This window comes from Cuneatibacter sp. NSJ-177 (genome assembly GCF_022867805.1).
Taxonomy (GTDB): domain Bacteria; phylum Bacillota; class Clostridia; order Lachnospirales; family Lachnospiraceae; genus Pseudolachnospira.
Map to the genome: position 1 here is coordinate 56538 of NZ_JALIFO010000006.1, position 22864 is coordinate 79401.

Here is a 22864-nt window from a genome sequence, read left to right on the forward strand (position 1 = left end):
ACTTCTATTGGAATTTTGTCTCTCTCTATAGTATGATGAACCTAGAAAGAGAAGAAACGAAATCGACAACCGAAAATATAAAATAAAGGAGTAGACGAGCATGAACCAGAATGTGAAGCCTGTAGTGATTGGCACGGTGGGAGCGGGGTATGCCGCTTATCTGCATGGAAATGGATACGAGAAAGTCTGTGGTGTCCCGGTCCGTCTGAAGACGATCTGCGATGTCAAGCTGGAGCTGGCCGAAAAGGTCAAAGAGCGCTATGGCTATGAGCAGGCCATGACCGACTATGCCGAGATGCTGAAGGATCCGGAGATCGATGTGATCGATATTGTGACGCCTCCTTTTCTGCACTGCCAGATGGCAATCCAGGCCCTGAAAGCGGGAAAGCATGTCATCTGTGAGAAACCTCTGACCGGATATTTTGGAAAGAGAGGGGAAGAGAACGTCGGAAAGACCACCCCTAAGTCCAAGATGTTTGAGGAAGTCATGCGGACCATGGACGAGCTGAAAGAAGCGGTGGACACCTGCGGAAAGAAATTCCTCTATGCCGAGAATTTTGTCTATGCGACTCCCGTACAGAAAGCAGCGGAAATCATCCGTGCAAAGAAGAGTAAGATTTTGTTCCTGAAAGGCGAGGAGAGCCTGAAGGGTTCCAGCTCCCCGCTGGCTGGCAAGTGGAACGGCACCGGCGGCGGTACGCTGATCCGGACCGGCTGCCATCCTTTGTCCGGTATGCTTTGGCTGAAACAGCAGGAAGCTAAGGCGCGCGGCGAGGAGATCACGGTGAAGAGCGTGATTGCGGACACCGGCGTGGCGACGGCCTGCCTGAATGAGTACGAGCACCGTCATATCAAGGCGCGTCCGGAGGATGTGGAAGATTTCGGCACGATCACAGTTACCTTCTCGGATGGAACCAAGTGCATGACGATTGCCACCGACACGGTGCTGGGCGGAACCAAGAACTACATCGAAGTTTACAGCAATGATAATGCGCTGATGTGCAACATTACTCCCACGGATATCCTGAATACGTATTTCCTGGACGAAGATGGTCTGGAAAACGTAGAGATTTCTGAAATGCTTCCGGCAAAGCTGGGTTGGAACAAGGCTTTCGTGTCGGATGAGATTATCCGCGGCTACATGGGAGAACTCCAGGATTTTGTGGAAACGATTGCTTTTGATAAAACACCGTCTTCCGATTTTGCGCTGGCCTATGAGAGTATGAAAGTGATGTATGCGGCTTATCAGTCCGCCGAAGAGGGACGCAGAATCGATTTTTGATTGTTTCTTGTTTGAAATCTGATCTTTTTATTCCATCGATTGCTACTCCTGGATTGGGGGCTATTTTGGGAAACCGAAATGGCTCCCATCTTTTTAATTTCCTTGCTTGTAATTTTGTCTGGGATTTTGATCTATTTTGAATCAGAAGGCGAAAAGAAAATAGATTCTGAACTATTGCATTTTAAAAAGAAGTGTGCTATGATGCAGTTGTGGTCAACATTGGTTGACCAGAAAGGAGGATGGTTTAGTGGAATATGACGTGAAGAAGCTGAGAGAGGATCTTGTAATCACAAGATCCTGGGAACCAATGGAGTACACCGGGTGGCAGGATGAGAATTTGTCCTGGAAAGAAGACTGCTATATCGGTGACTGGAGCCAAATGGTGGAGTTTCACGTGACTGGACCGGATGCTCTCCGGTTGTTTTCCGATTATGCCGGGAACAGTTTGGAAAAGTTTGAGCTGCGCCAGGCAAAGCATGTGATCTTTTGCAATCAGGAAGGAAAGATCATCGGAGAGGGGATACTGATCCGTTATGGGGAGGAAGAATTTGAGTTTCAGTCGGGCGGTCCGGTCTGGAGCTGGCTGGAATATCATTGCCGGAATGGAAAATACCGCCTGACCGCAGAAAAAAGAGACTGCAAATTTAAATATCAGGTATCCGGGCCCAAATCCATTTTCCTGATGGAAAAGCTGACGGGAAAAAGCCTGAGAGATATCCGGTTCATGCACTTGGGCGAAGGCGAGATCAAAGGAGTAAAAGTTGATTTGCTCCGCCAGGGCATGGCGGGTGAGATCGGTTTTGAAATTCAGGGGCCCAAGGAATACGGAAAAATGATTTATGATGCGGTCTATCAGGCCGGAAAGGAATTTAAGATTCGGCGGATCGGGGCGCGGACGGCAATGGTAAACCATATGGAGGCCTGCTTTCCGACAGTGGTCCATGATTATCTTCCTGCCCTGACCGGTGATGCGGAAGCCGATTATTGGAAAAGCTACCAGGAGCAGTTCGGCGGTTTCTCCCGGTTCCTGAAAGTATCCGGCAGCTTTGAAGCGGACCGTATCTCCGGGTGGTTCCGAAGTCCTTATGAACTCGGCTGGGGAAACCGGATTAAGTTTAATCATGAATTTTACGGCCGCGAAGCACTGGAGCGGGAAGCGGCCGCGCCGAAACGGAAAATCATGTCGCTGGTTTGGAATCTGGAAGATGTGATGGATGTGGTTTCCTCCATGTTCCGGGACGAAGTTCCTTATGATTTCATGGAACTGCCCAGAACGCAGTGGTATTGCTGTCATGCAGACCGGGTCATGGATCAGGACCGGCTGATCGGCGTTGCAACCAACCGCTGCTTTAGCTACTATTTCCGGCAGATGATTCCCCATTGTGTGATGGATCAGGAGTATGCTGAAATTGGCCGGGAAGTGACCGTGATCTGGGGAAATCCGGGATCCAGACAAAAGACAATCCGTGCCGTTGTGGCGCCTTCTCCTTTTAAAGAAGATCATCGGTACACGGATTTACATGCTCTTCCCAAGTAAATGAAGGGAATTGGCAACAGAACTTGACAAAGGCAGCTGAATTTGCTGCCTATTTTCTCAAATAAACTGGTTGATGTTGGTCGACCAATAACAAGGAGGAAAACATGAAACTGGGTTTTATTGGTTTAGGAACCATGGGAAAGTATATGGCGCTTAATCTGTCCCGCAGCGGGGAACTGGCTATTGTAAATGATGTCAGAGAAAACGCTTTTCCGAAATTTACCGAAAAAGGCATCCAGGCGACCACCTGTCTGGCGGAAGTAGCGTCTGCGGATGTAATCTTTTTGAGCCTGCCCAATACAGAGATTGTGGAACAGGTGATCCTGGGTGAGCATGGTCTGATGCCTCATTTACACGAAGGGCAGACCGTCGTGGATTTAAGCACCATTAAATATCGAAACACAGTGGAACTTGCGAAAGCTTTGGCGGAAAAATCCGTCCGGTTTTTAGAGGCGCCGGTATCCGGAATGGAGTCCAGGGCAAAAGATGGGACTTTGACCGTGATGTGCGGGGGCGAGGAAGCGGTGTTTCAGGAGATTGCTCCCTATTTTGAATGGATTGGCAATAAGATTCTTTTCATGGGGCCTCACGGAAGCGGCCAGCTGACTAAGCTGATCAACCAATTACTCTTTGATATCAATGCGGCCGGATTGGCGGAGATTTTACCGATGGCAGTGAAGATGGGCTTGGACTGCGAAAAAATCGGCCAGGTGGTGAACAGCGGGACCGGACGCAGCTATGCCTCGGAATTTTTTATTCCGCGGATTCAAAAAGGTGTGTTTCATGAGGGCTATCTCATGAAAAATGCCTATAAGGATTTGGTCAGCGCCGCGGAACTGGGAGCTGAGCTTGAAATTCCGATGCCGGTTTTGGCAAGCGCCACGGTGACGTATCAGATGGCCCTGCGCCGGGGGTACCGGGACTATGATAAGGGAGGAATGATCCGGGTGTATGAGGAGCTGCTCGGCGTCGAATTCCGCACAAAGGAGTGAACCATGTATCGAAGAGGAAATGAAACAGACATGACGGAAGCCTATTTCACCGGGCTGATGGGCTCCGTCGGATATCGAAGAAAAGATATTGCCAGGAAGCCGGTCATTGGGATTGTAAATTCCTGGAACGATGTTAATCCCGGCCACCGTCCCCTAAAGGAGCTGGCCGAACATGTAAAAGCCGGCGTCTGGGCCGGCGGCGGGACTCCGGCGGAATTTACCGTGCCCGCGCCCTGTGACGGGATGGCCCAGGGGGAGGGGATGCACTATGTTCTGCCTCAGCGGGACCTGATCGCGGCGTCGATCGAAACAATGGTGGAAGCCCATGGTTTCGACGGAGTGGTATTTCTTTGTTCCTGCGATAAAATCGTGCCTGGGATGCTGATGGCGGCGGCCCATCTGAATCTGCCGTCTTTGTTTTTGACGGCGGGGTCTATGCTGACCTATGAAGAGGGCGGAAAGACATATTGTACTTCGGATTTAAAAGAAGCCATTGGAAAATTCAGAGACGGATTGATTGACCGGAAAACCTTTGACCGCTGGCAGGACAATATGTGTGCATCCGGTGGAACCTGCTCGATGTACGGCACAGCCAACACAATGGGAGCATTTTTAGAAGCAATCGGGATGGCGCCGTTCGGCTCCTCCACCATGCTTTTTTGTGAAGGAGGAAAGATCCGGCAGGCCAGAGACGTGGGCGAACGGATCGTAGCCCTGACGAAAGAAGGACGGAGATTCCGGGATTTTGTAACTTTCGAAATGCTGGTGAATGGGATTCGCTATGTTTCGGCGACCGGGGGATCCACCAATGCGGTGCTTCATCTGCCTGCCCTGGCCAAGGTCCTCGAAATTCCCATGACACTGAAGGATTTTGATGCAATCCAATCGGCGGTTCCGGTGGTTACAAAGTTTAAGCCATCTTCCCCGTATACGATCTATGACTTCCACCGCGCGGGGGGCGTTCCCGCGGTATTGTACAGCATCCGGAACTATTTGGATCCCGATGTAATCCTCGCTTCGGAGGGGTGCAGCCTATCTGAATATTGGAACCGATTTGACGGAATCGTTGACCGCGAGGTTATCAAAACCGCGGAAGAACCTTTGGCCCCGGATGGCTGCTATGGAATTCTGACCGGAAATCTGGCGCCCTTGGGAGCAGTTGTAAAGAAGACGGGCGTAGAGCCATCCATGTATTATCACAAAGGACGAGCGGTGGTTTTTGACTCAGAGGAGGAAGTGCGGGATTATTTTGTCCATAGTACCATTGAACCGGGTTCTGTCCTGGTGGTCCGCTATGAAGGACCGAAGGGCGGGCCAGGAATGCGGGAGCTTTCGATTCCTGCGGCCATGCTGGTTGGAATGGGGCTCCACACGTCGGTGGCTATGGTGACGGACGGCCGTTTTTCCGGAGCAACCAGAGGACCGTGTATCGGCCATGTATCACCGGAAGCCTGGGAGGGAGGGCCTCTGGCATTGGTAGAAAATGGGGACTGGATTGAAATTGATATCAATCAGAAATCCATTCGGTTGTGTGTGGACGACGAAGAGCTGAAACGGCGTCAGGCATGTGTCAAACGGCCGAACCGCCCGTTAAAAGGTGTGATGGCTGCCTACCGAAAAGGTGTGGCAGGCGCAGAAGAAGGCGCAGTCTGGCTTTATCGGGACGATTTAGAAGAGCAGAAATAGGAGAGGACGAATACATGGACAGCAGAAAGAAAGCAAAAGAGATGGTAACCGGCAGTATTGATTTTCATATTCATTCCGGCCCGGATATTTTTCCTCGCCTGCTCAATGATATGGAGGTAGCCGCCCAGGCGAAGGAGGCAGGCATGGCGGCGGTTCTGTTAAAGAGCCACTCGGAGTGCACGGCGGCCCGCGCAGCCATGGCCGGATATGTCAATGATTTTCCGGTTTTTGGTGGAATGGCATTGAATTACAGTGTGGGAGGGCTGAATCCGGAGGCTGTGAAAACGGCAGTTCGGATGGGAGCAAAAGAGATTTGGATGCCGACGATCCACGCGGCCCATTATCTGAAAGAGGTGGACAGTGTTCCGATGTTTGCAGCTTTGCTGAAAAGCGGTATGAAGGGAATCTACCTTTTGGATGATTCCGGCAGACTGAAAGAATCTGTGATCGAGATCATCGAGATCATTGCGGAAGCGGATATTGTTCTGGCCACCGGCCATATCTCGTCGAAAGAGGCAATGGTATTGGTGGAGGAAGCGAACAAGCGGGGCGTGAAAAAAATTGTGGTGACACACCCAACCTCGCCGATGGAGGCTTACACCGTGGAGGAAATGCAGGAGATTGTTGAAAGAGGGGCTACGATGCTGGAGCATGTGGTCAACGACACCACTCATCAGATGAAAAATCCGATTGCTCCGTCCGTAATAGCGGAAGCGATCCGGGCAGTCGGCGCAGAGCATACGATGATGAGCACCGACAGCGGACAGGTTATTAACCCCGCGCCAACTATTTCCATGGAGAACTTCATTTATCTGATGCTGGAAGAAGGAATTCCGGAGGAGGAAATCCGAGTGATGACCAGGGATAATCCGGCCAGGATGCTGGGGCTTTCCCTTTGATTTTCGCGGGGACGGAGTAAAATTTATTTTAAGAGGGTCTTCTTTGAGTTTGAATAGAGAAGGGAACTGGGAGAAAATTTGCCTTGGCTGCCGGCCTGAGTGCAGGAATTGCATTCGGGCCGGTTTGCGTAGAGGCACAGGTGAAATGGAGTGGATTTCTTCCCATTCAATCTAGGAAGGAGCAGGCGGGAAGGTTGGATGGAGCAAATCGGACAAAAAACGGAAAAGTAGGACAAAGCGACTTCCAGCTTGACAAATACTATTTTTGTAAGATACAATAAGTAAAAATGTGGTTAGAAAACCAGGGAATCAGCGGAATGTGGCTGGAAATTTGAAGGGAGCCGCCGGTCTGTTTCTGAATGAAAACAAACTATGATATGGACCGTGATTGGCCAGGGGATCATAGAAGAAGGCCGGCAGCCGAATGGCTGTGGATGTCATGGGAAGATAGGAGAAACGTATGAACAGGCAGAGGACAGAGCTGATCAAGGAAATTTATGACAGTCTGAAAAAGGGAGAGATTGTCCGGGACGACCAGATCTTTTCGGAGCGGGAACTGTGTGAAAAATTTAATGTGAAGCGCAGTGTGCTCCGGGAAGCGCTGATTTCCTTGGAAACGCTGGGGATCATTGAGATCCGGGAGCGCCAGGGGATGTTTGTCGGAGAGGGAACTTCCAAAGGGCTGGACAGCGGTCTGGATTTTCTGTCCGGATATTCTCCGATGATCATTCACAATCAATCCATGGAAGTTCGTTTGATGGTGGAGCCCAAGGCGGCCGGGCTGGCTGCGCTGCACCGGACAGAGCGACATTGCACCGCACTCCGGGAAGAGCTGGACTTTGTGGATCAACTGCAGTCGAGAGAGGACAGCGAGGCAAAATACAGTCTGGATTACCAGCACAATATTATTATTCACAATATCATCGTGGACGCAGCTGACAATATGGTCTTGACGGAAATTTATAAATATCTGTCCACTCTGTCCAGAAATGTATTTTCCGTTTTGGGGAACGGGACCTTGAATTTTCACCCATATGCCCTCTGGCCGGATACGCTGCACAGCGAGCACCGGGAGATCATCCAGGCAATTTTGGGCCAGGACAGCGCGAAAGCCGAAGAGCAGATGCGGATTCATCTGGAGAATTCTTTGGAGAGAAACAAAGGCATGATGGAGTGGAAAACCAGCGGTTCCCGATTTGTTTGACAATTCATGGAAAAATCCGCAGTGACCGGTGCGAAGGGGAAGCAAACATGAAAACAGGGGAGGTTCGCACTGGAATATGAGGCGGGGATGTCGCGGATGGAGGAATATTGTGTGGTAACTTGGGGTGATTCCTGGGAGTTGAGAGGGAATTTACTGGGATATGAGGGTAATGTGGGGATTTGTATTTATATTTGCGGTGTCGCCCCTTTGTGGGGCGTGGATTGAAACGCGCGTAAAGCATATGAGCGGATATACCGCAGATGTGTCGCCCCTTTGTGGGGCGTGGATTGAAACAAATGCAGCCTGATATGCCTGAAATGTGGATTTTGTGTCGCCCCTTTGTGGGGCGTGGATTGAAACGTAATCTGCTCCATCCCTGCATAATGTTGGGTCAGTGTCGCCCCTTTGTGGGGCGTGGATTGAAACCGCGTCCGCCTTGTCAGTAATGGTCGAGGCGCGTTGTGTCGCCCCTTTGTGGGGCGTGGATTGAAACGGGAACGAGTGTCGGCAGAGAAAAAGGTAGCCGAGTGTCGCCCCTTTGTGGGGCGTGGATTGAAACGGAAATACAGTGCCCTACAGATCGCCGGAGCTTTCGGTGTCGCCCCTTTGTGGGGCGTGGATTGAAACGACTATTGAGTGGAACGATATCTCCGGGAATATGGCCGCCCCTGTGTGGGGCGTAGATTGAAACGCCTTATTTAGCTTTGCAGCCAATACCTTAGTAGGTCGCCCCTGTGTGAAACGTGGGTCGAAACAATACATAGTCATATTCAACCAATACATTCTCTGGCTCCACCCCTATGCGAGGGATGGATCGAAAATATCAGCGCTTATACAGATCTCGCTGGTTATTTTTCGTACTTCAAAAGAGTGTCCCCAAATACTAATATCAAATTTTTATAATAAAATCAAAAATATTTTTTAAAATATTCGATAAGATTCTGTTTGAAGATATATAAGGATGTAAGAGCCTAAATAATAAAAAACCATCAACGAAATTATAAAAATACAATAAGGCATAATCTTGACATCTTCTTTCAGACATGATACAATTTTTATATCTGGTTGACCATGGTAGACCAGCGTAAGGAGGTAACTTTGGACTACAGAAGTACAGCAGCTCATTTGCTTCAGGGGGCCTATGACCTGCATGTTCATGCTTCCCCTTCCCATGATGCAAGGAGTGTGACCGACTGGGATGTCTTGATGGATGCGGAAAAGGCCGGAATGGCGGGGGTACTGATCAAAAATCACTATGAGCCAACCGGAGGCCGCGCAGAAAGCGTGAATCATATTTTTAACGGAACGGCGCGTCTTTACGGCGGAATTGCTCTCAATCTTCCTGTCGGCGGAATCAATCCTTATGCTGTGGAAAGCGCAGTCCGTCTGGGGGCAAGGATGATTTGGATGCCGACGTGGGATGCAAAAAACAGCATAGAACGAGCTGGGCGAGGCGTTTTCCGTCCTCATCCGGGAATTTCTGTTTTGGATGAATCAGGAAATTTGATTCCTTCGGTATATGAAGTCCTGGAGATTGCGAAGCAGTACCAGGTCTGCGTCTCCACCGGACACCTGTCCTTTCGTGAATCTTGGAAGGTTTGCCGGGCGGGAAAAGAGGTTGGAGCTCAGATGATTCTGACACATCCCGAATATGATCACACAAGGATATCGGTGGAAGATCAACTGCTTTTTGTCAGAGAGGGCGTGATGATTGAAAAGGATTGGGTGGACATCGCCCTTCGCATGGCGTCTGTGGAGGATGTTGCCGGAAGTATTCGGAAGATTGGCGCCACTCATATCTATTTGGCGACTGACCGGGGCCAGGCGTCGGGTGAAAAGCCGGTGGAGGGAATGCTTCTCTTTCTGGAAGGTCTACTGAGATGCGGTGTCACGGAAGAAGAACTCGTCGTAATGATTCAGGAAAATCCTCGAAACGTGCTGCAAGGCGGCTGTATGAAGCGATAGGAAGATAGGAGAACCAAAGTTATGCTAAGGCGAAATAGAATTGAGTGTTAGCGATAGGATTTTGCAGTCTTTTGACTTTTGGAATCACTGGTAGTTCAGCGGAGACAGGATCCATTGCGGCGGGATCCGAACACCGGACAGCGATCTCCATAGAAACGGAAACTCCGGAATCTCAAAAAGAGGGGCGAAGAGCTGTATCGGCGTGGCGGCTGCGATGGCCAGTGTTCCCTGACCAACTGCATCACGGCAACGGGCCTTGCCAATTGCCTGGCCGGCATGATTTCAAGCTTGGGGCGGAACAGGCAGGTATTCAGCTTAATTATCACAATGTTTTGGACGCTGCTGTTTGGAATGGGAGCGCCAAGATTTCAAATCTGACGTGGCCGGTGGCGCCTGCAACGATTATTGCCGGGAAGATGACAAACGTCAATTACGTGAAGGTTTGCGGGCACACAATGAAAATGTCGCTTAGTGCTCTTATTCTGCCATATCTTTTTGTATTTCTGCCTGCGCTTTTGATAAACGGATCCCCTCTGGAAAATTTGAACGTGGTGGGAACTACTATAGCTGGTTTGATTCTGCCTTCTTTCTTTGCGGAGCAGTTTCTGTTGACAAAACCGACTTGGATTCAGCAGCGTTTTCTTCTGGCTTCCAGTATATCGCTGATCTTGCAGTTTCCCTTCTCCAGCCGATAGCAGGGGTACTTTGTGGGATCTTCGTGATTTTCTGGCAGCAGCTTCTGGTAAAAAGGAGAAGATTGCCGGAAATAGCGTATAAATCAGATCGCTATATTTACAGGGAGGAAACATTGCGGTATACTAAGGAGGCGCGGCAGTCTGCCGCGCTTTTATCAATATGCCGGTGGTGTTTGCAGGGGAAGGTCAGGATGAAAAGATGGATTTAGCGTTAATTTCACTGGAAAAAATTGTTGAGATGTTTTTGATTTTGGTTCTGGGGGTCGTATTATACCGCTGTGGATTGATTACCTCCGAGATGAACCGAGGGCTTTCCAATCTGCTGCTGATGTTCGTGGCTCCTTTTTTAGTATTCGTGTCCTATCAGATGGATTTTACCACTCAGTTGATGAGCGGCTGGATCCAAACATTTCTCCTGTCGGTCCTGTCCTTCCTTTTGACCATCTTTATGACCCGGTTTGTGATCCGGAAAAGCGGAAATTATGACCGGGAAATTGAACGAATCTGCGTGATCTATTCGAATTGCGGCTACATCGGACTCCCCTTATTGAATGCGCTGTTTGGACAGCAGGGAGTTTTTTACATGACGGTTTACATGACGGTTTTTAATCTATTTACGTGGACCCAGGGAGTCAGCCTGGTCAGCGGGAATAAGAATTTCCGGCAGGCAGTCCGGAATCTGTTCAGCCCGATGGTAATCGGCGTTCTGCTGGGAGTGATCTGCTTTTTCGGCAGGATCCATCTGCCGGACATTTTGCTGAACCCGATGTGCGCGATCGGAGATATGAATACGCCGCTGGCCATGCTGGTAGCCGGCGCATCCCTGGCGGAAACTGATATTAAAAAAATGTTGATTAAGGTTAGAATTTATTGGATCAGCTTGATCAAGCTGATTCTCTGCCCGCTTTTGTTTTTCCTGGCCGCATTCTGGTTTCGATTTGAGGAGCTGCCTCTCATGACGGTGTTTTTGGGCGCAGCTTGTCCGGCCGGAACCACGGGAACTCTGTTTGCGCTCCGATACCACCGGGATAATGTCTATGCAACGGAATTGTTGGCTGTGTCGACCATCCTGTCGATCCTGACCATCCCAATGATGATTTTAGTCAAAAATTTTCTGCAAGGTTTTCTATGAGAAAGAATTTCTCTTTGCGAAATACTGTGCCGCAAATGCGTCGTGTCAGCGACATCTTGCTTGGCATTTGCGCACCCTAGGGGCAGATTCTGCACTTCCATAGTGAAGCCCTTGTTTCGATGAAATTCCAAGGGAATTCTAATAAAATGAAAAATGCGTTCCCTCTACCGTGATGTTGGTATCATCCGGATGGGGATCGCATTTTTCGATTGTCACAGGATCTCGGCCGTGTTTGGCAGACAGAGGAAAAGAAAAGGGAACTTTATTTCTTTTCTTCTTGGGCGGTCCGTCTTTTTTGCGGAAGCTGAGCCAATACAATTGCGGCAAACATAACGGCGCATCCGAAAATCTCCCTGCTGCTCAATTTTTGGCCCAGCAGGATCCAACCCGCCAGTACGGAGATACAAGATTCCAGACTTAAGATCAGCGAGGCCACAGTTGGATTCATTCCTCTTTGCCCGACGATCTGGAGCGTATACGCGACGCCGCAGGACAGTACGCCCGCATAAAGTAGCGGCACCCAGGCGTCGAAGAGAGCGGAGACCTCCAGGCTCTCCGTAAAAAGGGCTGCGATTCCGGACAAAATCCCGCAGATGAAAAATTGGATACAGGACATTTTTACTCCGTCGGCCAGCGGGGAAAAATGGTCGATGACTAAAATATGAAAAGAGAACAGCAAAGCACAGACCAGGACTAAGAGATCCCCAAGACCGATGGAAAATCCATCGGTGATGCAGAGGAGATACAATCCGGTCAGCGCCAGAAAGACCGCGGCCCAAAGAAATGGGCTGCATTTTTTACCGAGAAATAAGCCGAGGACCGGTACGATTACAATGTAGCAGGCGGTGATAAATCCGGCTTTTCCGACAGTGGTGTACTGAATACCAAACTGCTGGAAATTGCTGGCGAGAAAGAGAAGAAGACCGCAGCAGATTCCTCCGCTCACCAGATTCTTTTTTCGAATTCGTTTTTGCTCCGCTGTGTCGGAGGCCTGAATCCAGACTGCTTTTTTCTCACGGACCCAGATCAGCGGCAGCAGCACTGCTCCGCCGATCAGGCAGCGGACACTGTTAAAGGTAAACGGGCCGAGATATTCCATTCCGACACTCTGCGCCACAAAAGCAATGCCCCAGATCGTTGCCGTAAACAGAAGATACAGGGAGTTTTTAAGCGGGATTTCTTTTGTTTTCATATCAAACGCTCCTGATCGGAAAAATTTACACCGATTCATTATAGAACAAATTTCAGAAAGAGAAAAGAGGAAAATAAAAAATAGCTGCGAAGCAGATATTTTTGTCCAAACGGAGCAAAGCGGAGTTCGGACTTCCCGTCCTTTTTATGGAGCGGCATAAAAATACCGGCCTCCAATCGTTAGATTTACAGGTCTAACTTTTGGGGGCCGGTACATCCGGATCCGAGACGGTGAATTTTTTATTCCACGCTTTTCAGCGATTCAATCATATCAATCTTCCGAAGTTTGAAGAATACAAGCAAATTGACCAGCACAGAAAAGACCACGGTCAAAAGACTGCTGTACAGGTAGCTGGGAGGCTGGATGGTTTGCCCGAACATCAGCATATCAATCTCCACAGTCCGAATCAGGAATTTGTGAAGCCCAACGCCAAGCAGCATCCCGGCGCCGATTCCCAGGATGGTCAGCAGAATGTTTTCCCGGTACACATAGCTGGCCACTTCCCCGTCGTAAAAGCCAAGGACTTTCAACGTGGCAAGTTCTCTGCGTCGTTCCGAGATGTTGATATTGTTCAGGTTGTAGAGCACCACAAAGGCAAGCAGTCCGGCGGATATGATCAAAACCCAGATTACCAAATCAAGGCTTCTCATCATATCGTCGACCGTAGCCTGAAGGCTGCGGATGAAAGAGACCGACAGGATCTCATCGTGGGAGATCAGTTTGGCGGCGAGATCATTCTCCTGCGGGGATTCCATGGTTTCCGTCGTCATCAGCAGCGTGTTGTACTCCGGCGTCTTTCCATATAGTTTTTCATAGAGGGCCGGGGTCATATAGACATAATGATGCAGGTAATTTTCCACGATTGCCGTTACCGTCACGTCCACAGTGCTGGTTTCCTCCTCGGCAAGGGAGATGGTGTCGCCAACAGAGACATCCAGCATCCGCGCCAGCTTTTCTGTTATGATAACGCCATCATCGCTGAGCGTGTAGTGCTCTTTGGAAACCCGGTTCTTCAAATTCACGAAATCGCCGAGGGAGTCCAATCTTTCCGGTACAAAAAGAGTGGCTTCCTTTGTCGTTGATCCATATCCCGCATCCTTGGCAATCTGATAAATCGGCAGAGTTTCATGGATTTGAGAATACTGCTTCACCATCTCCTCCGTGGATTCCGGATCAAAATCGGAGTCGATGTTCAATGTGGCGTCGTAGGTGAAAACCGTTGAGTATTGGTTGTCAGCGATTTTGGCAATGGAATCCCGCAGCCCAAAGCCGACCATCAGGAGAGCCATGCAGCCTCCGATGCCGAACACGGTCATAAAGAAACGCTTCTTATAACGGATCAGGTTCCGGACCGTGGATTTGCTGGTAAAACCGAGGCGCTTCCAGATAAAAGGAATATATTCCAGGAGTACCCGCCGTCCTTCCTTCGGCGCCACCGGGCGCATCAGCTGGGCCGGAGTGGACGTCAATTCCCGGTAGCAGGCCGCCACCGTGGCCGCCACGGTGCACAAAACGGCCAGGGCCGTGCTCATCAGGGCATAGTTGGTCTGAATGGGGACCACATACTCCTTCAGGTTCACATATAAGATTCCGTAGGCCGACATGATCACCCGCGGAAGGATCTGGCTGCCGGCCACGACGCCGAGGAGGCTCCCCAGCAAGGTGGCGGAAAGCGCGTACAGAATGTATTTAGCCGCAATCGAGTTTTTGGAGTATCCAAGCGCCTTCATCGTACCAATCTGAGTCCGGTCGTCTTCCACCATACGAGTCATGGTGGTCAGGCTGACCAGGGCAGCCACCAGGAAGAAGATGGCCGGAAATACTTTGCCGATGGCGCCGATCCGCTGCGCGTCCAAATCATATTCCACATAAGTCTGAACGGAATTCCGGTCTAAAACGTACCATTCCGGATATTTGATATCGGAGATCTCGTCCTCCGCGTCCTTTAATTTCTGTTCCGCATCGGCGATTTTTTCGTCCGCCTCTTTCTGTCCGTCTTCATAGTCCTTCCAGCCATCTTCCAGTTCTTTTTCCGCGTCGGCAATCTCTGTCTTCGCGTCCTCGATTTGCTGCTCGCCGTCTTCGATCTTGGCTTTGGCTTCCTCTAAAGCGTTTTTCCCATCCTGGTACTGATCCTCGCCGTCCTGAAGCTTCGCATAGGAAGCGTCCAGTTCTTCTTTTCCAGCGGTGAGCTGGGCTTCCCCCTCCGCAATCTGCGCCTTGGCGGCGTCCATTTGATCCTGGGAATCCGAGAGGGTGGAATAGGTTTCATCCAGTTGTTTTTTTGCTCCGGCCAGCGCCGGTTCCATCTGGGCGATGGTTCCCGCCAGGGTCAGATAGTCGGCACTTTGTGAGGGATCGATCCCCTGTGCGGTCAAAGCCACCTCCAGCTGATCTTTCTGCCCCTTTAAAGATTCCAGTTGAGCGGCATTGGTGTCATATTCGGATTTACCGGTTTGATAAGCCTCCCAGCCCGCAGCCAACTCTTGCTCCTTGGGCTCCAACTGTTCCTTGGCCTGGGTCAGATCGCGCTCACTGTCCGCCAGGGCCTCCTTGCCGGTATTGTATTGTTTCCAGCCGTTGTCCAGCTCTTCTCTGGATTTTTTCAGCTTTTTCTTGGCATCGGCAATCTCCTGCCTGCCGTCCTCCAGTTCCTGCTCCTTTTCTGCCAGAGTGGTTTTGGCGTCCTCCAGCTCGGCTTCCCCATCCTGCAGGTCTTTTAGCGCGTCCCCCAGTTCCGTTTCCGCTTCTTCCTTGGCGTCCGCCAATTCTTTTTTTCCGTCCTCCAGCTTTTCATTGGCTTCGTCCAGAATGGATTGATAGCGGATTTCACAGCGCGCATCGGCAATTTTTTCGATTTCGTCGGTGACGCTTTGAATCTGGTTGTCATAGGTTTCGCTCATCGCCGTAAGGGCCGCAGCCCCTTCCACCGTCGCGTAGATCACCGTATGGTAATCCTCGGTAAACGTTTCCGGCAGCACAAAAAGCAGACCGTCGATGTGACCGTCCCCGATGGAGGCGGTGCCGCGGTCAAAGGTGAGGTAGTAGGAGCTGGTCATGTGTCCGACTACGGTGAATTCCGTCTTCTCAAGCGTATCGGCCAGGCTGCCTTCCCCGGAGTCCTCGTCTTCTTTTTTCTTGTCATCATAGAGAGCAATGGTGCTGCCGATCGGGTATACATCGGAAAGTGTGGTGTCGATCAGACATTCCGATGTGGTTTCCGGCAGCCGTCCGTCCAGTAAAGTGGGAAGATTTACCCGTTCAGTCAAAGAGGAGACTTGGAGAACCAGCTCTTCTTCCCCGTCGTCGGCCAACGCTTCCAGAGAAGATGCGGCCTCTGCATCTTTGACGCCGGGAATTTCCCGGATGGCTTTCAGATCATCGTCCGTGACGCCCAAGGTCCCCAGGATACGGATATCCATAAAATTCGTTTGGTCATACAGCCGGTCGGCGGAAAGCCGCATGTCCGGCTCAGAGGAGCGGACGCCGGAAAAAAAGGCTACTCCCAGCGCTACAATAAAAAGAAGAGAGAGCCAGCGGTTCCAGCTTTTCCTGATTTCGCGAAAAAAATCTTTTCTTTGTGCCTGCTTCATAGAATCACCACTCGATTTCTTCTACTGGCCTGGGATTTTCGTTTTGGCGAATCCGGCTTACCAGCCCGTTTTTAATCTCAATAATCCGGTCGGCCATGGGAGCAATGGCAGAATTGTGTGTGATTACAATGACGGTCATATTCATGTTGTGGCAGGTATCCTGCAATAGTTTCAAGATGGATTTTCCGGTCTGATAATCCAGGGCTCCGGTAGGTTCGTCGCATAGAAGGAGTTTGGGATTCTTGGCCAGGGCGCGGGCGATGGCGACGCGCTGCTGCTCGCCGCCGGAAAGCTGCGCTGGGAAATTTTTCAGACGTCCTTCCAGCCCTACCTCGGATAAAACATCGGCGGCGTTAAGAGGATTCTTGCAGATTTGCAGCGCCAGCTCAACATTTTCCAGGGCGGTCAGATTTTGGATCAAATTGTAAAATTGAAACACAAATCCGATATCCTCCCGGCGGTAACCGATCAGCTGCCTGCTGCTCAGGGTGGCCACATTGACTCCATCCACCCAGATTTCTCCGCTGGTGGCGCGGTCCATGCCGCCGAGAATATTTAAAACCGTCGTCTTGCCTGCGCCGCTTGGCCCGACAATCACGACAAACTCTCCCTTTTCAATGGAAAAGTCGATCCCGTCCACGGCGGAAATCTGGACTTCCCCCATCTGATAGATTTTTTTCACCTGCTTTAATTCCACAAAAGCGGCCATAACCGAACCCCTCTCTAAAACCTTTTATCGTATGTTTATTATAGCATTTTTCATTTTTGGTAGCTGTAAAGTTTTTCTAAAATAGTATAAAGGAAAAAATCGATATTATAAAAAATGGAATTTATCTGACACGGACGCCGGAAAAAGCCTAGATATACGTTATCCTGGAAATCATTCGCGGATTTCCAGGATAATCAGGTGTTAGGCAAAATAAGGAGAGGATGCCTCTATCGAAAGAGGAGATGCCGGGAAAAAAACGCTTGTGCCTTTTCCGGGAGCCGGGTCTTTCCGACCGCCCAGTAAAAGAGCTCGGCCAGGGCGACGCCTGCAATCATGTCCGGCAGATAATGCTGCTTGATGGTCTGCGTACAGATACAGATGATGATGGCAAAGATTAAGGCGAACCTCCGGTACCAGAGGGGAATATCCTTCTGGCCCCGGACACTGATCCAAAGCATCCAACTGGCATAGCAGTGCATGGACGGAAAAAGGTTGGTGGGCTGATCCATTGTGTAAATCAGCGTGGTCAGCCAGCCGCAGAGTGTATCGGCGGTCACCTCCGGCCTCACTACGGTGGTGGGGAAAAACAGAAAAATAAAAAAGGTGGTGACATGCAGCAGCTCGATCGCAACAAAAATATGGAAAAAATGTTTGTTTTCCAGGGTCCCTGCCAGCAGAAAGCCGAAGTACCAGTATGGGTAGGTCAGCACGTAAGGGATGATGGAAATGGTTAGAAACGGGATCGCCCGGTCCAGAGCCGTCGTCAGATCATAATGGTAGTAGCCCGCGGTCAATACCATGGGAATATAATAAGTTGCCGTGTGGGTGATCAGGATGATCAGCAGCGGCAGCCAGGCGTTTTTCGGTATTCTTCTTTTTGGCGTGAAGCGCATGGAACAATCCTTCTTTCAGAAATTGGTTAGGCAGCGGCACTCTCAGATAAATTTTGTCTTTTGCGCATGACCTGTTTCACTATAGCATAAAATTTCCATGGCTACAATCCATTTTCCCGCTTAACCGGCGAAAATTTTGACTTCTTTGTTTTTTTGGGGAACTCAGATTGCGTTTCGTATCCAAGTCCGTTATACTAAGATAGGAAGAGAAGGAGACGAACATGAAGGTACAATTGATCGCAACTGATTTGGATGGAACCCTGATCCCTTACGGGAAGGCAATTCCGGAGCCGGTGCTGGACGCCTTACAGGAAGCGCTGGATCAGGGGATTTTTGTAGTGCCGGTGACCGGGCGTTCTTATGCCGCCATTCCGCCGGAAATTCTTTCCCTTTCCGGACTTCGGTATGTCATATCGTCCAATGGAGCAGTGATTTTGGACCTGTATCGGGATCAGATCCTAAACCGCACGCTGATTCCTGCGGGGGAGGCGGCCGGTATCTTGCGGAAGCTGAAAGACCAGGGGATTTACAGCTGCGTTTACTCCGACAACAGAATCTATAACTGGAGCCGGCTCCCTTCCTACCTCGAACAGTATTACCGGCCGCGGATGACGATTTTCCGCCAGAATCCCAGAAACGATCTGGCAGATTTCTTGGAGAGAAACGGCCTGGATGTGGAAAAAATATTTATTGCGGTTCACGAGGAGGGGATGAGGGAAACGCTGCGGCGGGACCTGCAAAGGCACTCCAACATTTTATTGACTTCGTCCTCTCCTTGGAATTTGGAAGTGAATCACCGGAATGCGGACAAAGGAACGGCGCTTCGTTGGCTGGCCCACCATCTTTTGCTGTCATCATCGGAAATTTTAGCCATGGGGGATAATGAAAACGATATCACCATGCTCCAGTTCGCCGGTATCTCGGCGGCGATGGAAAATGGGACAAAAGAGGCGAAAACCGCTGCAAGGCTGGTGATTCCGGACTGTGAGCAGGCGGGCGCCGCGGAGTTTCTCAGAAAAAATATTCTTGACAGATAGCAGAAAAGTCTTTATAATGATAATTATTCTTATTATTATAAAGAAAGGATGCTTGGTAGGATGAAGTATAGTAGGCAACGGGAGGCGATCAAAGATTTTTTGATGACCCGGACCGATCACCCCACAGCAGAAGCAGTTTACTTAAGCGTCCGGGAGAGCAATCCGAAAATCAGCCTGGGAACCGTTTACCGGAATCTTTCTCTCTTGACTTCTCTGGGAGAGATTCAAAAGATTTGCTGCGGGGACGGTGTGGAGCGGTATGATGCGAATGTAGCGCCCCATTATCACTATCACTGTACGGCCTGCGGCTGTGTCATGGATGTGCCGATGGACCAGGTTCCCACTTCCAAAGTGCTGATCGGAGCGGATTTTCCGGAAGAGGTGGACGGTTACACGGTGTTGTTTCATGGGACCTGCCGGGAATGCAGGAAAAAAATGGAAAAAAGTAGTTGACAAAGCAGAGGTTCTGTGATAGATTAAAAACAGAAATGATAATTATTACTAATTATAAAATGAAAAGGAGATCATCAGAATGAAAAAGTTTGTATGTGAAGTTTGTGGATATGTTTACGAAGGCGAAGCTGCTCCGGAGAAATGTCCTCAGTGCGGCGCACCGGCCAGCAAGTTTAAAGAGCAGAGTGGTGAGATGACTTGGGCGGCTGAGCATGTAGTTGGCGTAGCACAGGGCGTCAGCGAAGATATTCTGGCTGATCTGAGAGCGAACTTCCAGGGTGAGTGCAGCGAAGTTGGCATGTATCTGGCGATGGCTCGCGTTGCTCACAGAGAGGGCTATCCGGAGATCGGCCTGTACTGGGAGAAAGCCGCTTATGAAGAGGCGGAGCACGCTGCAAAGTTTGCCGAGCTGCTGGGTGAAGTTGTCACCGACAGCACCAAGAAGAACCTGGAGATGAGAGTGGAAGCCGAGAACGGCGCGACCGCAGGCAAGTTTGACCTGGCAAAGAGAGCGAAAGCGGCTAATCTGGATGCGATCCATGACACGGTACATGAGATGGCCAGAGACGAAGCACGCCACGGAAAAGCATTTGCCGGCCTGCTGAAGAGATACTTTGGCTAATCGAATCCTTATTTCGAAAAGAATGCGATAGAAGCAGAAAGAGTTCCGTTATTCGGGACTCTTTCTGCTTCTATCGGTTGATGTTATAAAGCGTGGACTTTCTACGGCAGCATACTCTGGATGCGATCCTGGTACCAGGGCTGTCCGCGGCAGATCAGAACGTTCATCCCAGAGAATCGATGGCCGGATACTTGAGCGGAAGAATCGGCCGCCGGGCATGGGAAAAGGGAGCACGGATGACTGCCGCACTCCCTTACAACGAACAATCTGTTATTCTCTTGCGCTTTACACTTCATCGGCGTCCGCCGTGATGGAAAACGGTAGTGAAAAAGCTGTTTTACCTTCTGTAATGAAAGGTACAGGCCTTTACACGGATTATAACTTCGTTACGTTGGTAGCCTGGGGTCCCTTTGCACCATTTACTACGTCGAACTCGACTTCCGCGCCCTCATCCAGGGACTTGAAGCCTTCCATGTTCAGACCAGAGTAATGCACAAATACGTCATTGCCCTCGGCGTCGGAAATAAATCCGTAACCCTTTTGGTTGTTAAACCATTTTACTGTACCTCTCATGCGATACCTCCAAAAATAATAGAAAATAGATAGTAGGTCCAGTTGCTTCTTGCAACTATCCTTACAATATCATGGTTTTCATATAAAGTCAAACAAATTATGAAGAAAATATGAATTCCTTTTAAAATACTATAAAATACAAGGGGAATAGAGGAAAACGGCATAGAAAAGTGTCGAAAACAGGTGGATTTTAGGTCTAAATTGGTAAATAAAATGTTTACAATTATTTTATTGACTTTTATAAAAGTTTGTACTATATTTTATAAGGAAACGTAGCAAGGCAGAGCAGGCGGGCCATGACGGAGTCGGAAGATCTCCATGGCGGCGGCGCGGGATGAAAAAATGCGCCGGGGCCGGTTCTGAGTATGGTATCCATGCTGAGTTTGAAGAGAGAAGAAAGAAAAGGAGATGTTTTTTTATGTGCAAAAAACAGGGAAGTCTTTCAATCAACAGTGAAAACATTTTTCCAATCATTAAAAAATGGCTGTATTCCGACCATGATATTTTTTTCCGTGAACTGATCTCGAACGGATGCGACGCCGTGACCAAGCTGAAAAAGCTGGAGGGGATGGGAGAATACACCTTCCCGGAGGGCGCGAAGCAGAAAGTCGACGTGATTCTGGATGAAGAGGCAAAGACGATCCGTTTCCTCGACACCGGTTTAGGAATGACCGCAGATGAGGTGGAGAAGTACATTAACCAAATTGCTTTCTCCGGGGCGACTGCTTTTTTGGAGCAGTACAAGGATAAAACTAACGAGGATCAGATCATCGGCCATTTTGGGCTGGGATTTTATTCCGCATTTATGGTGGCCGACCGGGTGACCATTGACACCTTGTCCTATCAGGAGGGCGCCGAGCCGGTATTTTGGGAGTGCACCGGCGGCACCGAGTATACGATGAGCGAAGGAACCCGGCGGGAAGTCGGGACCGAGATCACCTTATATCTGAATTCCGACAGCGCAGAATTTGCAAAAGAGTACCGGGCCAGAGAGATCATCAACAAATATTGTTCTTTCATGCCCGTAGAAATCTACCTCTACACCAACGCGGAGTGGGAGAAAGCCCAGGAAGAAGCGTCGGTGGAGACCGTGGAGACGGAACCGGCAGAAGAGACGGAGGAGAAGGAAGAGGAAGATAAAAAAGAGGAAAAGAAAATCCCTCAGTCCCTCAGCGATACGAATCCGCTCTGGACGAAGCATCCCAACGACTGCACCGAGGAAGAGTACCGGGAGTTCTACCGCAAGGTTTTCCTGGATTTCAAGGAGCCTCTGTTCTGGATTCACCTGAATATGGATTATCCTTTCAATCTGAAAGGAATTTTGTACTTCCCGAAGATCAACACGGAGTACGATTCTCTGGAAGGTACGATTAAGCTTTATAACAACCGCGTTTTCATCGCTGATAATATTAAGGAAGTGATTCCGGAATTTTTGATGCTCCTGAAGGGCGTCATCGATTGTCCGGATCTGCCGCTGAACGTATCCCGCAGCGCTTTGCAGAACGATGGGTTTGTCCGTAAGGTATCCGATTACATCACGAAGAAGGTGGCGGATAAGCTGACCGGCATGTGCAATACGGACCGGGAGAACTATGAAAAATACTGGGACGACATCCATCCGTTCATCAAGTTCGGCTGCCTGAAGGATGACAAGTTCTACGATAAGATGAAGAGCAGCATCCTGTTCAAGAATCTGGATGGGAAGTATCAGACCTTTGCGGACTTGACTGAGGGCGACAACAAGAATATCGTCTATGTAACCGACGAGCTGCAGCAGGGGCAGTACGTGAAAATGTACAAGGAAGCAGGCCTTAACGCTGTGATTCTGCCGTCCAACATTGATTCCCCGTTCATCACCATGTTGGAGCAGAAGAACGAAGGAGTCAAGTTCCGCCGGATCGACGCGGAGGTGACTGATTCCTTCAAGGCGGAGGGAGAAGAAAAGACGGAAGAGGAGCAAAAAGCGGAAACCGAAGAGCTGACCAAGATTTTCCAGGATGCGCTGGGCAAGGAAAAGCTTTCTGTGAAAGTGGAAAATCTGAAAGATGAGAAACTTTCCGCCATGATCACTCTTTCCGAAGAAGGCCGCCGGATGCAGGAAATGATGAAAATGTACGGGATGGCCGATATGGCCTCCGGAGCGGATGAGACCTTGGTGCTGAACGCAAACAACGCCCTGGTGAAGTTTGTACGTGAGCAGAAGGAGTCCGGGCATGTGCCGATGATCTGCAAACAGCTTTATGACCTGGCCCGGATCAGCCATGCGCCCCTGACCGCGGAGGAGATGTCCGAGTTTGTAGCCAGAAGCAATGAAATCCTGATGCTCCTGACAAAATAAAAAAATAGCTGCGAAGCAGATATTTTTGTCCAAACGGAGCGAAACGGAGTTCAGACTTCCCG

Annotated in this window: 18 protein-coding genes and 1 CRISPR repeat array; of the genes, 13 read left to right on the forward strand and 5 right to left on the reverse strand. The window is 49.8% G+C overall.

The annotated features are described in order from the left end of the window. Window positions 1-100: 100 nt before the first annotated feature. The 9 genes from MUB23_RS08245 to MUB23_RS08285 all read left to right on the forward strand — a co-directional run bounded on the left by MUB23_RS08245 (window position 101) and on the right by MUB23_RS08285 (window position 11392). Window positions 101-1282, forward strand: coding sequence for a Gfo/Idh/MocA family protein (locus MUB23_RS08245; RefSeq protein WP_244799917.1), 1182 nt, complete (start codon window positions 101-103; stop codon window positions 1280-1282). Between the two features lie 247 nt (window positions 1283-1529). After that, on the forward strand, window positions 1530-2819 hold the full coding sequence (locus tag MUB23_RS08250; protein WP_244799919.1) for a hypothetical protein: 1290 nt from the start codon (window positions 1530-1532) through the stop codon (window positions 2817-2819). A 104-nt stretch (window positions 2820-2923) separates the two neighbouring features. Next, complete coding sequence (locus tag MUB23_RS08255) at window positions 2924-3811, forward strand: NAD(P)-dependent oxidoreductase (RefSeq protein WP_244799920.1); 888 nt, start codon at window positions 2924-2926, stop codon at window positions 3809-3811. A 3-nt stretch (window positions 3812-3814) separates the two neighbouring features. Further along, on the forward strand, window positions 3815-5497 hold the full coding sequence (ilvD, locus tag MUB23_RS08260) for a dihydroxy-acid dehydratase (protein WP_244799922.1): 1683 nt from the start codon (window positions 3815-3817) through the stop codon (window positions 5495-5497). A 14-nt stretch (window positions 5498-5511) separates the two neighbouring features. Continuing rightward, entirely contained in the window at window positions 5512-6396 is an 885-nt protein-coding gene (locus tag MUB23_RS08265; RefSeq protein ID WP_244799924.1) for a DUF6282 family protein, read from the forward strand. 460 nt (window positions 6397-6856) lie between these two features. Further along, a complete protein-coding gene (locus tag MUB23_RS08270) occupies window positions 6857-7600 on the forward strand; it encodes a FadR/GntR family transcriptional regulator (RefSeq protein ID WP_244799925.1) in 744 nt (247 codons plus the stop codon). Window positions 7601-7796: 196 nt separating this feature from the next. After that, window positions 7797-8291: direct repeats of the CRISPR family, unit length 32 nt; unit sequence GTGTCGCCCCTTTGTGGGGCGTGGATTGAAAC. Window positions 8292-8698: 407 nt separating this feature from the next. Further along, window positions 8699-9565: a DUF6282 family protein gene (locus tag MUB23_RS08275; protein WP_244799927.1), complete on the forward strand. Its 867-nt coding sequence runs from the start codon at window positions 8699-8701 to the stop codon at window positions 9563-9565. A 44-nt stretch (window positions 9566-9609) separates the two neighbouring features. Continuing rightward, window positions 9610-10260, forward strand: a complete 651-nt coding sequence (locus MUB23_RS08280; protein WP_244799929.1) for a hypothetical protein — start codon at window positions 9610-9612, stop codon at window positions 10258-10260. Between the two features lie 199 nt (window positions 10261-10459). Then, on the forward strand, window positions 10460-11392 hold the full coding sequence (locus MUB23_RS08285; protein WP_244799931.1) for an AEC family transporter: 933 nt from the start codon (window positions 10460-10462) through the stop codon (window positions 11390-11392). Window positions 11393-11654: 262 nt separating this feature from the next. On the opposite strand, the gene MUB23_RS08290 is transcribed toward MUB23_RS08285, so the two are convergent. The 4 genes from MUB23_RS08290 to MUB23_RS08305 all read right to left on the reverse strand — a co-directional run bounded on the left by MUB23_RS08290 (window position 11655) and on the right by MUB23_RS08305 (window position 17779). Beyond that, entirely contained in the window at window positions 11655-12569 is a 915-nt protein-coding gene (locus MUB23_RS08290; RefSeq protein ID WP_244801168.1) for a DMT family transporter, read from the reverse strand. 254 nt (window positions 12570-12823) lie between these two features. Next, a complete protein-coding gene (locus MUB23_RS08295) occupies window positions 12824-16177 on the reverse strand; it encodes an ABC transporter permease (protein WP_244799933.1) in 3354 nt (1117 codons plus the stop codon). A 4-nt stretch (window positions 16178-16181) separates the two neighbouring features. Continuing rightward, complete coding sequence (locus MUB23_RS08300; protein ID WP_244799935.1) at window positions 16182-16886, reverse strand: ABC transporter ATP-binding protein; 705 nt, start codon at window positions 16884-16886, stop codon at window positions 16182-16184. 227 nt (window positions 16887-17113) lie between these two features. Further along, window positions 17114-17779, reverse strand: coding sequence for a phosphatase PAP2 family protein (locus MUB23_RS08305; protein ID WP_244799936.1), 666 nt, complete (start codon window positions 17777-17779; stop codon window positions 17114-17116). A gap of 221 nt (window positions 17780-18000) precedes the next feature. Between MUB23_RS08305 and MUB23_RS08310 the strand changes: the two genes are divergently transcribed. The 3 genes from MUB23_RS08310 to MUB23_RS08320 all read left to right on the forward strand — a co-directional run bounded on the left by MUB23_RS08310 (window position 18001) and on the right by MUB23_RS08320 (window position 19891). Next, a complete protein-coding gene (locus MUB23_RS08310) occupies window positions 18001-18816 on the forward strand; it encodes an HAD family hydrolase (protein WP_244799937.1) in 816 nt (271 codons plus the stop codon). A 60-nt stretch (window positions 18817-18876) separates the two neighbouring features. Then, complete coding sequence (locus tag MUB23_RS08315) at window positions 18877-19269, forward strand: Fur family transcriptional regulator (RefSeq protein WP_244799938.1); 393 nt, start codon at window positions 18877-18879, stop codon at window positions 19267-19269. 79 nt (window positions 19270-19348) lie between these two features. Then, complete coding sequence (locus MUB23_RS08320) at window positions 19349-19891, forward strand: NADH peroxidase (protein ID WP_244799939.1); 543 nt, start codon at window positions 19349-19351, stop codon at window positions 19889-19891. 375 nt (window positions 19892-20266) lie between these two features. On the opposite strand, the gene MUB23_RS08325 is transcribed toward MUB23_RS08320, so the two are convergent. Further along, on the reverse strand, window positions 20267-20464 hold the full coding sequence (locus MUB23_RS08325; RefSeq protein WP_244799940.1) for a cold shock domain-containing protein: 198 nt from the start codon (window positions 20462-20464) through the stop codon (window positions 20267-20269). A 418-nt stretch (window positions 20465-20882) separates the two neighbouring features. Here MUB23_RS08325 and htpG point away from each other — a divergent pair, with 418 nt between their 5' ends. Further along, entirely contained in the window at window positions 20883-22802 is a 1920-nt protein-coding gene (htpG, locus tag MUB23_RS08330; RefSeq protein WP_244799941.1) for a molecular chaperone HtpG, read from the forward strand. Window positions 22803-22864 lie beyond the last annotated feature (62 nt).

What these genes read in the sequence shown, in the direction of transcription:
- MUB23_RS08245 (WP_244799917.1), top strand. Translation starts at nt 101, where the DNA reads ATGAACCAGAATGTGAAGCCTGTAGTGATTGGCACGGTGGGAGCGGGG.
- MUB23_RS08255 (WP_244799920.1), top strand. Translation starts at nt 2,924, where the DNA reads ATGAAACTGGGTTTTATTGGTTTAGGAACCATGGGAAAGTATATGGCG.
- ilvD (WP_244799922.1), top strand. Translation starts at nt 3,815, where the DNA reads ATGTATCGAAGAGGAAATGAAACAGACATGACGGAAGCCTATTTCACC.
- MUB23_RS08265 (WP_244799924.1), top strand. Translation starts at nt 5,512, where the DNA reads ATGGACAGCAGAAAGAAAGCAAAAGAGATGGTAACCGGCAGTATTGAT.
- MUB23_RS08270 (WP_244799925.1), top strand. Translation starts at nt 6,857, where the DNA reads ATGAACAGGCAGAGGACAGAGCTGATCAAGGAAATTTATGACAGTCTG.
- MUB23_RS08285 (WP_244799931.1), top strand. Translation starts at nt 10,460, where the DNA reads ATGGATTTAGCGTTAATTTCACTGGAAAAAATTGTTGAGATGTTTTTG.
- MUB23_RS08295 (WP_244799933.1), bottom strand. Translation starts at nt 16,177, where the DNA reads ATGAAGCAGGCACAAAGAAAAGATTTTTTTCGCGAAATCAGGAAAAGC.
- MUB23_RS08300 (WP_244799935.1), bottom strand. Translation starts at nt 16,886, where the DNA reads ATGGCCGCTTTTGTGGAATTAAAGCAGGTGAAAAAAATCTATCAGATG.
- MUB23_RS08305 (WP_244799936.1), bottom strand. Translation starts at nt 17,779, where the DNA reads ATGCGCTTCACGCCAAAAAGAAGAATACCGAAAAACGCCTGGCTGCCG.
- MUB23_RS08310 (WP_244799937.1), top strand. Translation starts at nt 18,001, where the DNA reads ATGAAGGTACAATTGATCGCAACTGATTTGGATGGAACCCTGATCCCT.
- MUB23_RS08315 (WP_244799938.1), top strand. Translation starts at nt 18,877, where the DNA reads ATGAAGTATAGTAGGCAACGGGAGGCGATCAAAGATTTTTTGATGACC.
- MUB23_RS08320 (WP_244799939.1), top strand. Translation starts at nt 19,349, where the DNA reads ATGAAAAAGTTTGTATGTGAAGTTTGTGGATATGTTTACGAAGGCGAA.
- MUB23_RS08325 (WP_244799940.1), bottom strand. Translation starts at nt 20,464, where the DNA reads ATGAGAGGTACAGTAAAATGGTTTAACAACCAAAAGGGTTACGGATTT.
- htpG (WP_244799941.1), top strand. Translation starts at nt 20,883, where the DNA reads ATGTGCAAAAAACAGGGAAGTCTTTCAATCAACAGTGAAAACATTTTT.